We start from the raw sequence: 11,975 nt of genomic DNA, 5'->3' as shown, positions 1-11,975 counted from the left end.
TGCATGAATAGAAAATATACCGAGCACAGAGAAGGTTATATTGATGTTGAAGAAGAGGATAATTTAAGGATGAGCAACTGCAGTGGTGCTATCAAATTTAGAAATAATAAGAGAAAATCCAAGTTAAAAGCCGTACTAAAAGGTATTACCTTTGTTTTTATTGCATCGGTGTCCGGTGGTGTTACTGCTGCCATTATTGTGGATACTAAGGCTGAACCATCGGTTGTAGGACCAACCTATAATTCTCCCGGCAGTATATATCTTGCGGATCCATATCCGGTAAGCAGCGTAATACCTAAGAACAGCGTAAATAATGTGGCAGAAACAGTGACTCCGGCAGTAGTAGGCATAAGCCATAACGCCGATGACTTTTCAGGTAATACTACCAGTAAGTTTTCCGGTTCCGGTGTGGTATTTGACTCCAATGGATATATTGTTACCAATTATCATGTTATACAAGGTGCGGAAAAGATAATGGTTAAACTGCCATTTAACACTGCAACGCCTTACGAAGCCCAAGTGGTTGGTGTGGATAAAACTTGGGATATCGCAGTAATAAAGATAGATGCTAAGGGCTTACCTGCCGCAAGATTTGGCCAATCATCAAAGGTAAGACAGGGGGATATGGCCATAGCTATAGGGAACCCCTTAGGTGAGGAATATGGAGGAACAGTTACTACCGGGGTAGTAAGTGCAACAGGCAGAAAGCTTAAGGTTAAAAATGATGAAACGGGGCAGGAAATGATTTATAAGGTGTTTCAAACCGACGCTCCTATATATCCTGGCAGCAGTGGAGGACCACTTTGTAACGAAGCAGGAGAAGTTATTGGGTTAGTAAGTTTAAATGCCAGCCAATCCTTTGTGAATGGTATGGGCTTTGCTATATCAATAGATGAGGTCAAAAAGGTAATTCAAGCCATACAGGAGAATAGGGAAATAGAGAGACCAAGCTTTGGCATAGAAGGCGGTACTGCTGAAAATGTTGGAGAAAAGGGCGTAAATGGTGTATATGTGACAAATGTACTTGATGGTTCCGGTGCAGATGCAGCAGGAATAAAGTACATGGATATAATATTAGAAGTAAATGGGAAGAAGATCAATACCAAAGAAGATTTCGAAGACCTAGAAGAGAATTTCCAAATTGGAACTATTGTAAAATGTAAGGTATGGAGAGATGGTACTACCTTCGAGGTTGATGTTACAATTACGAAATTGCAATAATTTTCTACAGTATGTGGCCCTAATGGTTGTCACATACTTTGTTTTGCTTTCAGTAATTTTTAGACTAAAGAAAAGAAATCTTTAAATCAAGGACTTGAAGCCGCATTTGCTTTTAAAAAGCTATTATTTGAGGTAAAATAGTATTACTGTGTTTTAAACAGGTACTTGGAGATTTTTTATACGTTAGGGAGGAAAAAAGGTGTATCTAATAGTTGGACTAGGCAATCCTGGAACTCAATATGAAAATACAAGACATAATGTAGGATTTGAAGTTATTGATTTAATGGGTGCTAAGTATAAAATAAGTATAAGCAGGATAAAATTTAAAGGTGTATACGGCGAAGGAAACATAAAGGGTGAGAAGGTCATACTACTTAAACCGCAAACTTATATGAATGCAAGTGGTGAAAGTGTAGGACAGATTAGCAAGTTTTATAAAATTCCAAATGAAAAGATCATAATAATCTATGATGATATGAGTTTGGATATTGGCAGAATAAGAATTAGGGCCAAGGGTAGTGCTGGTGGACACAATGGAATAAAAAATATCATAGCCCATCTCTCCTCTGAGGAATTTCCTAGAATAAAAATTGGTGTAGGTCATCCGAAAGGAGATTGGGTTAATCATGTTCTCGGGAAATTTAGTATTGAGGAACAGGAAAAATTGCAAAAGACCTATGAGGCGGTGTTGTCCACTGTGGAAACAATTATTGAGGATGGAATTGATGCTGCTATGAATAAATTTAACAGCTTTAGAGTATAAAGTATGATTTTAGGATGGTGTAATTTAGTATGAGACTTAAAGGACTTATGGCTCCATTAAAGGAAAGTGCCATTTTTAAAGAGTTTATTTCTGATTTGGCCTTAGAAAAGTATCCAGCGGGTGTATATGGTATATCTGAATCTGCGAGGACATATGTTATCCATGGAGTACATGAGGAATTAAACAGGAATGTTTTTGTAATAACTCACAGTGATGTTGAATGCAGGGCCATTTATGAAGATTTGAGTTTATTTACTCCAAATGTATATTATTTTCCATCAAAAGAAGTGGTTTTTTATAACGTTTATTCATTATCGGGAGACCTAAGATGGGAGAGGCTGAAGGTTATAAAGGAGATGTTATCGCCGGGAAAGAAAATTATTGTTACATCTATCGATGCTCTGGCGCCGGTATATACCCCGGTTGAATTGTATAAAAAGCATACCTTCAGTATAAGCGTGGGTGATACTGTAAGTCTTCAGGATATTGCATATAAGTTAGTTCAATGTGGTTATGAAAGAATGGATATGGTAGATGGGAAAGGACAGTTCTCTATTAGGGGCGGTATTATGGATGTGTTTCCCACCATTTCGTCTGTACCGTACAGAATAGAGCTTTTTGGCGATGAAGTGGATTCTATCCGCAGCTTAAATACAGAGTCACAAAGAAGCATAGATAAGGTGGAAAGTATTGAAATCTTTCCAGCAAAGGAGGTAATCCTTGAGAAGCATAATATTGAATTAGGTTATGCAAGTATTGAAAAGGATTTAGAGGACAGGCTAAGCAAATTTGATAAGAAAAAAGATAAGGATGCCTATGAAAAAATTAATTCCATAACTAGAGCTAACCTAGAGAACCTAAAGGAGAATTACAGTTTTGAGACCATTGACAGCTTTATCCCCTACTTCTATGAAAAGTGCTCTGATTTCTTCGATTATATTGGGGATTCTCTAATTTTCATAGATGATTTTCAGAGATGTAAAGGAAAGCTAGATAGTATTTATTATGAGTTTGAAGAGACCTATACTTCCTTCTTACAGAGGGGGGATGTACTGCCGCAGCAGGGAAAGCTGCTTCTTGAGAAGGAAAGGGTATTAAATAAGCTTCAATACGGTAAGGTTATTGAACTTGCTTCCATAGGCAGAAGCCAGGATGCAATGCAAAAACAAACCACAGTTTCTTTCTCCCAAATTACCTTACATAATTACCATGGTCAGTTGGACTTACTTATTGAAGACATCAAAGAAAAGAAGGCCCGAGGCTTTAAAACGGTTATACTGTCAGGAACTAGGCCAAGAGGAGAAAGATTGGTAGGAACCTTAAGGGAGAGAGGTATTGAGAGTGTTTATAGGGACATAGTGGGCGAAATAAGTGACAGCGAGGTTGTTATAACCTTTGGAAATCAGTTAAAGGGATATGAATATCCGGAACTAAAAATCTGTGTGATATCGGACAAGGAAGTTTTCGGGGAATCAAAGAGGAAGACAAATAAGAAGATTCCTAAGAAAGGTATAAGTAAGATTAAGAGTTTTACAGAGCTAAAACCCGGTGACTATGTAGTTCATGTAAATCATGGAATCGGTGTGTACAAGGGAATAAAGGGACTAGAAGTAGAAGGGCTAAAAAGAGATTTTCTGGAAATTACCTATGATGGTGACGATAAGCTTTATGTACCGGTAGAGCAATTGGACCTGGTACAGAAGTATATTGGAAGCGAGGGAAAGGCACCTAGGATAAACAAACTTGGCAGCAATGAATGGGCAAAAGCAAAGGCAAAGGTTAAAAAGTCCATAAATGAAATAGCACAGGACTTGGTAAAACTCTATGCTGCAAGGTCCATGGTAAAGGGATATAGATACAGCAAGGATACCGTATGGCAAAAACAATTTGAAGATGAATTCCCCTTTGAGGAAACTCCGGATCAGATCACATCTCTTCAGGAAATAAAGGCAGATATGGAATCTGACAAGCCAATGGACAGACTACTTTGTGGAGATGTAGGTTATGGTAAGACAGAGGTTGCCATTAGAGCTGCCTTTAAGGCGGTTATGGATGGCAAGCAAGTAGCCTTTTTAGTTCCTACAACAATATTGGCAGAGCAACATTATAATAACATGAAGAAGAGATTTTCTGATTTTCCTGTTCGGGTAGACATGATAAGCAGGTTTAGAACCCCGGCACAAGTCAAAGAAACGCTAAAGGCAGTAAAAGAAGGCAATGTAGATATTTTAATAGGAACCCATAGAATACTTCAAAAGGACGTTCAGTTTAAGGACCTTGGCATGTTAATAGTAGACGAGGAACAGCGTTTTGGGGTATCACATAAGGAAAAAATGAAGAATCTGAAAAAGAATATAGATGTACTTACTCTTACGGCTACACCTATTCCAAGGACCCTGCATATGTCGCTTTCAGGGGTTAGAGATATCAGTGTAATTGAAACTCCTCCGGAGGAAAGATACCCTATCCAAACTTATGTAGTAGAGTATAATGATCAATTAATACGGGATGCTATACTTAGAGAGATAGGCAGAGGGGGACAGGTATTTTTTGTCTACAATCGAGTTGAAGATATTAATCAGATGGCGGGGTATCTGAAAAACTTAGTTCCTGAAGCCAGAGTTGCCGTAGCTCATGGACAAATGACAGAGCGAGAACTGGAAAAGGTAATGATGGAGTTTATGAATCATGATTCCGACATCTTGGTTGCTACAACAATCATAGAGACTGGTATCGACATTCAAAACGTAAATACCATGATAATCTATGAGGCAGATAGAATGGGATTATCACAATTGTATCAGCTTAGAGGACGAGTTGGCCGTTCTAACAGGATAGCTTATGCATATTTTACTTATAAAAAAGACAAGATACTATCCGAAGTAGCAGAGAAAAGGCTTAAGGCTATAAAAGATTTCACAGAACTTGGCTCAGGCTTCAAAATAGCTATGCGAGACCTGGAGATAAGAGGAGCAGGAAATATGATGGGGTCTGCTCAACATGGCCATATGGCTGTAGTTGGTTATGATCTGTATTGCAGAATGTTAGAAGATACCATAAAACTTATAAAGGGAGAAATAGAACAAGAGCCTGTGGAAACTACTGTTGAAATTAAGATTGATGCCTATATTCCATCAAGTTATATTAAGAACGAAACTCAGAAAATAGAAGTGTACAAGAAAATTGCTGCTATTGATAGCTTTGATGATTTTATGGAAGTAAAGGAAGAGCTGGAGGACAGATTTTCTGATATACCTCAATCCGTTTATAATCTCATGAATATTGCCTATATAAGAAGTCTAGGAAAGAGATTATCCATTGTGGAAATAAAAGAAAGAGGAAATGAAGTTTACTTCTATTTTGAAAATAAAGATAAACTGAATGATAAGATTATAAAGGCTCTAATGCTGAAGTATAGTAAAAAAGTAGTATTCAAGCTTGGAGATAAGCCCGCTATTGCCTACAAGATACAGGAGGCTAAGAAGGAGGATATGGTAGCAGCTTTTAAAGAGCTGCTGCAATATATGCTGAGCGTTACAGAGGATGAGAAAATTAGTAATTGAAATAATTTCAAAAAATGTTTATAATGAAAAAAGACTATAAAGAGTGGGGGAATACACGTGAATAAGGTTAAAAAGGTACTTAGCATAGCCGTTATTGGTATATTTACACTATCTTCTGCAGGATGTATCGTAAAGACTCAGGCAGGTAAGGATAACACTGTTGTTGCCAAGATTGGTAGTGAAAAAATTAAAGTAATTGATGTAAGAAATAAAATGAAGGCTACTGAGGAAATGATAAAGGAACAGTATGGTAGCCTTACAAAAAGTGAAGCCCAAGATCAGCTCAAGTATTATTATGAAAATATGCTCAACGATTTGGCAGAGCAAAAGCTTCTCTACATTAAGGCCAAGGAGAGAAATTTAGTTCCAGATTTGAATAATATAGATGCAGAGGTTCAAAAGGAAATTGACTTAGTTAGGGAAACACAGTTTGATAATGATGAGAAAAAACTTGAAAAAGCTCTTGAAGAAGCTGGTATGACAATGGAAGACCTAAAGCATAATTATAGAGAAAGTATACTTGGAGACCCAGAGTCCATTGCAGCATATAGGGTACAGCATGATGTTGTCAAAGACGAAACAGTATCTGATGAAGAAATAAAAACATATTATGACAATAATATAGCTTATTATACTACCAATCCCGGTGCCAATATGTATCATATAATAGTAAAAACAGAAGAAGAGGCTAAGGCCATAAAGGAAAAGCTTGATAAGGGCGAGAAATTTGAAGACCTTGCTAAAAACAATACAGATTCTACAAAGGATTACGGTGGTTCCTTAGGTTATGTTGAGTATGATAATGCTAACTACGATCCTGCCTTTATGGAGGCAGCAAAGAAGCTGGAGGAGGGTCAAATTTCCGATCCTGTAAAAAGCTCCTTCGGATGGCACATTATTAAAGTAACAGGAGTAGTTAAGGAAAAGCAGGTTAAAGCTCTAGATGAAGTAAAAGACAGCATAAAAACATCACTTTTATCAAGTAAGCAGCAAACTAAGTTTAATGAATTAGTTGAGGAATGGAAGAAAGAAATAGGTTTTAAAGTGTACACTGATAAGTTGCTCAAGAATATATTCTAGTATGAAAAGCGCAGTTTTACTGCGCTTTTTTATTTCATGTATATTGTTGCTAGTTTTGTCTTTTAAGTCTTTATAATTCAAATAATAACCTCTATTAGTGTATAAAATTTCATATTGAGAAAGATAATATTAATGCAAGTAGAATATATAAAATTTAAATAAAGGAGGGTAATAAATGAAGGCCACAGGTATAGTTAGAAGAATAGACGACCTTGGTAGAGTTGTAATACCAAAAGAGATTAGAAGGACATTAAGAATACGGGAAGGAGATCCTTTAGAGATTTTCACTGATAGAGAAGGCGGAGTAATATTAAAGAAATACTCTCCTATTGGTGAGTTAAGTGACTTCTCAAAGGAATATGCTGAATCATTACAGCAGGCAATTGGACATATTGTTCTAATTTCAGATAAAGATGCAATAATATCTGTAAGTGGTGCACCAAAGAAGGAGTACTTAGAAAAGAGAATCAGTGATGAACTTGAAAAGGTTATGGAAGAAAGAAAGACCATAATACTGGGTGAAGAAAATGGTAAGACCATACCATTATATAAAGATGAAGATGCAGAAGGAAAATATTCAACCGCAGTTATTTCACCTATAATTGCAGAAGGAGATGCAATTGGAGCTGTAATCATATTATCCAAACAAAATGGGGAAAAGTTTGGAGAGTTAGAAATGAAGCTTGCTGAAACTGCATCCGCCTTCTTAGGAAAGCAAATGGAACAATAAAAACATATAAAATGGCTATTGTTCAACTTTGCTTCCTTTGAATTATAGCCATTGAAAACTTATCTTATACACATATGATAAATATTTTTTAAAATTGTAATATTGTCTAGGGTATACAAATAAGAATAATTAGAAAAAGATAATTTTTAGAACTATAAGTAAATTTATAGTTCTAAATTTTTATCCCTATAGGATTCAGCTTTAATTATAACTTATACATTTTCCATAGGCGTTGAAAATTCCACATATGGAGTATGTATAAGTTAAGTTTACGTAATAGAGCCTATAAAATGTGGGACAATTTCATGGGTTAGATGGAGGGGTTTTATGAGAAAGCAATCTCTTATAAAAGGAACAATTATTCTTGGAGCAGCCGGGGTATTCGCCAGGTTTCTTGGACTATTTTTTAGGTGGCCGCTTATTATGCTAATCGGGGATGAAGGAATAGGCTACTATCAGATGTCTTATCCACTATACATGTTTTTTATTGGACTTGCTACAGGGGTTCCAGTAGCTATATCAAAGATGGTGTCGGAGAGAAATGCTCTCCACGATGAAGGAACAATGATTCTTATAGTAAGGAAAGCCCTTTTGACTATGCTCATACTAGGTGGCGGCTTTTCTATAATATTTTTAGCCTTCCCCAAAATCCTAATAAACTTTTTTAAGTGGGATAAAAAAGCTCTTTATTCCTTGATGGGCATTGGGGCGGCTCCGCTTTTTATATCACTGATGAGTGTATTTCGGGGTTTTTTCCAAGGTATGCAAAATATGACCCATACAGCTGTTTCACAGATAATTGAGCAGGTAGGAAGAGTAGTCTTTGGAGTAGGATTAGCAATCTTACTGTTGCCAAAAGGGATAGAGTATGCTGCAGGAGGAGCTGCTTTTGGAGCTGCCGCAGGAGGTATTGTAGGCTTCATATATCTTTATATAAAGTACATAAAGGTTCGTAGACGATTTAATGTAAAAAAGTTAACAAAGGATGACAAGATTCTCACTGAACTTTTACATATTGCTGTTCCTGTTTCCCTTGGTGCCGCAGTTGGTACTATCATGAGTTTGTTGGATTCAATTATCGTTCCTCAACAACTCCTTAAGGCAGGATACACCTTTAAGCAGGCTGCGGTCTTATATGGACAGTTAACAGGCAAGGCTATGGTTTTGATAAATGTGCCTTTAACCATATCTATAGCTTTATGTGCGTCACTGGTTCCTATCATTGCTGAGGCACACGTACTTAAGAGAAGGATGGAAGTGATAAATAAGGTTGAAATGGCCATGAAGGTATCTATGGTTATTTCTCTGCCATCAACTTTTGGACTCCTATTTTTAGCAGCACCAATATTAAACTTACTTTTCCCGGGACACGCAGAGGGTTATGACATACTACGCTATGCTTCCTTGAGCATACCTTTTATAATTATAACACAAACCACTACGGCAATCTTGCAGGGATCGGGTTACTATTTCAAACCAATAAAAAATCTTTTAATCGGATGTTTGGGAAAGATAATTATTACAATATTGCTGGTTCCTCTTGCCCTAATAAATATATATGGAGCAATCATAGGTAGCATTACTGCTTATGTGATTACTACGGTACTTAATTTAATTGCACTTTCAAAAAAACTAGGAGTAAGTATCAATTACTATCAAACTACTGTTAAGCCGGCCTATGCGGCAATATTAATGATAATAGGTGTTGTTTTTATTTACCAGTATGTATATAATAGTACAATGAGCAATGAGATAGCTTGCTTAGTATCCATATCCTTAGGTACTCTGATTTACGCAGGCATAATTTTCTTGCTGGGGGTATTTAACTTCAATTATTTTAAAAGTAAATTTATCCGTGGATAAGTTTGCCATGTAAAGGAGAGAATCAAATGATTAAGATAGTAGGTCTAGGCCCTGGAGCTCCGGAGGCGCTGACTATGGGAACCATTGAAGCCCTCAAAAGTGTGAAGAACATCTATTTGAGAACAGAAAGGCATCCCACTGTTGATTATATAAGAACATTAGGGATAAAATTTGAAACTTACGATAGTGCTTACGACAGCTATGACAGCTTTGACGAAGTATACAGATCAATCGCAGAAGACTTAATTGATAAATATAAGCAATTTGGAGAAATTATCTATGCTGTACCCGGACATCCGCTGGTGGCTGAAAAGTCAGTTATGCTTTTAATAGAGCAATGTAAAAACAATAATATCCAGTACGAAATAGTGTCCGCGGTAAGCTTTATTGATGTGGTAATGGAAAGGCTTGAGATAGACCCAATAGAGGGCTTAAAAATAGTTGATGCCTTCGATTGCAAGGAGCATATCTTTGATAAAAGAATTGGTACAATAATAACTCAGGTCTACGATAATTATATTGCTTCTGAAGTAAAATTGGCTCTTTCTGAGTACTATAAAGACGATACTGAGATTTATTATATAAGGGCAGCAGGCATAAAGGGTATGGAGTCTATAAGAAAAATGCCTTTATATGAGATGGACAGACAAGAGGATATAGACTATCTAACATCTGTATACATACCAAGGGTTTTAAACAATAATAAAGACTTTTATGATCTCATCAGCATCATGGAGAAGTTAAGAGGGGAGGATGGATGCCCCTGGGATAAAGAGCAGACTCATGAATCCTTAAAGAAGTATCTGGTGGAGGAATGCTATGAAGTTCTGGAAGCAATAGATGAGCAAGATGATATTAAGATCACAGAAGAACTTGGAGATGTACTCCTACAGATTGTATTTCATGCAGTAATAGGGAAAGAGAGAGGGTATTTTAATATAAATGATGTAATAGAAGGCATATGTGAAAAGATGATATTAAGGCACCCTCATATATTCGGAGATACTTCAGTGAAGAGTTCAGAGGAAGTATTGGCCAACTGGGATGAAATTAAGAAAAAAGAAAAGGGCATGGAGACCTTAACTGATGAGATGCGGCACATAGCTAAAGGCTTGCCTGCACTAATAAGAGCGGAAAAGATTCAGGAGAAGGCGAAAAAGGCAGGATTTGACTGGGACAGGGTAGAAGAAGCATTAAATAAGGTTTTTGAAGAATTAGATGAAGTTAAAGAGGTATATAATGGTACAGATAAGGCAAGAATACTAGAGGAAATCGGTGACCTACTCTTTGCTGTGGTCAACGTAAGTCGCTTTTTACAAGTTAATCCTGAGGAAGCTCTCAATAAAACCAGTGATAAATTTATCAATCGGTTTAGCTTTATTGAAAAAGCTGCAAGGGAAAAAGGCCTTGATTTAAAGGAAATGACCCTTGAACAAATGGATGAAATATGGAATATAGCTAAAACTTTAAAAAAATTATAATTTTCAGCAGGAATTTAGGTAAAAGCGAAGAATATATTACATAAAGTTAATACATAAAATTACTTCCGTTAAATTCAGAACAGCAGATAGTAGCAAAAAATATCTATTTATAGCATATTTTTTAATTAAAGGTATAGACTATCAAGTTAAATAGATATATAATATGGTTTAGATTTATGGAAGTAAGAGTATTACTGATTCCAGCAAGTATGCACAAATTGTGTAACTTGATAATCTATACTGTAATATTAAGGAGGAAATTAAAGTGAACAAGGCAGATTTAATTTCAAGTATGGCTGAAAAAAGCAAGTTAACTAAGAAAGATGCAGAAGCAGCTTTAAAAGCATTTATAGAAAGTGTTGAAGAAGCACTTGCTAAGGGTGAAAAGGTTCAATTAGTTGGATTTGGAACTTTCGAGACAAGAGAAAGAGCAGCAAGAGAAGGAAGAAATCCAAGAACTAAAGAACCAATTTCAATTCCAGCAACTGTTGTTCCTGTATTTAAGGCAGGAAAAGAGTTCAAAGACAAGGTTACAAAGTAATTTAAAGCCCGGCATTGTCCGGGCTTTTTACGTTAATTGCTCATTATTTATTATTCATTACTTATTGTAAGAAAGGGGTTTTATTATGAGATTAGATAAGTATTTAAAGGTATCAAGAATTATTAAGAGAAGAACTGTTGCTAAAGAAGCCTGTGAGGGGGGAAGAGTTTCTATTAACGGTAAGGTGGCTAAGGCCGGTACTGAGGTTAAAGAGGGGGATATAATAGAAATTCAATTTGCAGTCAAGTCGCTGAAAGCTAGAATTACTTCTATCGCAGAACATGTAAGGAAAGAAGAGGCAAAAGGCATGTATGAAATTCTGGAAGGAGTAGAAGACACAGAGGAGTAGGTAAATTTCAGATTTCAAAATTGATTATCTATTTGTAATAACTTCTAGCGCTACCTCATATATTATCATTAGGTAGGAGGGATGTCCTGTGGAAGTGAAAAAAGATCTTAAAGTTGATGAAAAGAAAAGCAATATGACCCTTGAAAATAGAAAGAAACTCTTTTTAACAGGAGTTTTAGAGGTTATAAGCTTTAATGAAGAAAAAATACTATTAAATACGAGTCTTGGTATGCTTACAATAAAGGGTAACGGTCTTAAAATGAATAAGCTTGATGTACATAATGGAGAAGTGATGATAGCAGGGACTGTGGACTCCTTTGTATACAGCGGATCTGAATCGAAGCATGAGAAGGAAAGCATTCTGTCAAAATTATTTAGGTAGAG

The 11,975-nt window shown here is 36.2% G+C and carries 9 protein-coding genes and 1 pseudogene; all 10 read left to right on the top strand.

From position 1 onward, the window contains the following. Positions 1-3 precede the first annotated feature (3 nt). The 10 genes and pseudogenes from FHY60_RS15875 to yabP all read left to right on the top strand — a co-directional run bounded on the left by FHY60_RS15875 (position 4) and on the right by yabP (position 11,973). Positions 4-1,221 carry a S1C family serine protease gene (locus tag FHY60_RS15875; protein ID WP_139905945.1) on the top strand — a complete coding sequence of 406 codons (1,218 nt, stop codon included), beginning with the start codon at positions 4-6 and terminating at the stop codon, positions 1,219-1,221. 199 nt (positions 1,222-1,420) lie between these two features. Then, complete coding sequence (gene pth, locus FHY60_RS15870; protein WP_139905944.1) at positions 1,421-1,984, top strand: aminoacyl-tRNA hydrolase; 564 nt, start codon at positions 1,421-1,423, stop codon at positions 1,982-1,984. Between the two features lie 29 nt (positions 1,985-2,013). Then, a complete protein-coding gene (gene mfd / locus FHY60_RS15865) occupies positions 2,014-5,547 on the top strand; it encodes a transcription-repair coupling factor (protein WP_139905943.1) in 3,534 nt (1,177 codons plus the stop codon). A gap of 57 nt (positions 5,548-5,604) precedes the next feature. After that, positions 5,605-6,627 (top strand): peptidyl-prolyl cis-trans isomerase, encoded by a 1,023-nt coding sequence (locus FHY60_RS15860; RefSeq protein ID WP_139905942.1) that lies wholly within the window; start codon positions 5,605-5,607, stop codon positions 6,625-6,627. Positions 6,628-6,802: 175 nt separating this feature from the next. Beyond that, positions 6,803-7,357 (top strand): stage V sporulation protein T, encoded by a 555-nt coding sequence (gene spoVT / locus FHY60_RS15855; RefSeq protein WP_139905941.1) that lies wholly within the window; start codon positions 6,803-6,805, stop codon positions 7,355-7,357. Between the two features lie 327 nt (positions 7,358-7,684). Continuing rightward, on the top strand, positions 7,685-9,220 hold the full coding sequence (locus FHY60_RS15850) for a putative polysaccharide biosynthesis protein (RefSeq protein ID WP_139905940.1): 1,536 nt from the start codon (positions 7,685-7,687) through the stop codon (positions 9,218-9,220). A 26-nt stretch (positions 9,221-9,246) separates the two neighbouring features. Continuing rightward, positions 9,247-10,701, top strand: a complete 1,455-nt coding sequence (gene yabN, locus FHY60_RS15845) for a bifunctional methyltransferase/pyrophosphohydrolase YabN (RefSeq protein ID WP_139905939.1) — start codon at positions 9,247-9,249, stop codon at positions 10,699-10,701. Positions 10,702-10,945: 244 nt separating this feature from the next. Next, positions 10,946-11,242, top strand: a pseudogene (locus tag FHY60_RS15840) (HU family DNA-binding protein); the annotation flags it as partial. A gap of 85 nt (positions 11,243-11,327) precedes the next feature. Next, positions 11,328-11,591 carry an RNA-binding S4 domain-containing protein gene (locus FHY60_RS15835; protein WP_139905937.1) on the top strand — a complete coding sequence of 88 codons (264 nt, stop codon included), beginning with the start codon at positions 11,328-11,330 and terminating at the stop codon, positions 11,589-11,591. An 88-nt stretch (positions 11,592-11,679) separates the two neighbouring features. After that, entirely contained in the window at positions 11,680-11,973 is a 294-nt protein-coding gene (yabP, locus tag FHY60_RS15830) for a sporulation protein YabP (protein WP_139905936.1), read from the top strand. The last annotated feature ends 2 nt before the right edge of the window (positions 11,974-11,975 follow it).

The organism is Clostridium thermarum, from assembly GCF_006351925.1.
GTDB classification, from domain to species: Bacteria; Bacillota; Clostridia; order Clostridiales; family Clostridiaceae; genus Clostridium_AU; species Clostridium_AU thermarum.
Note: the sequence above shows the minus strand (reverse complement) of the source record. Positions and strands in the feature narration are given on the sequence as shown.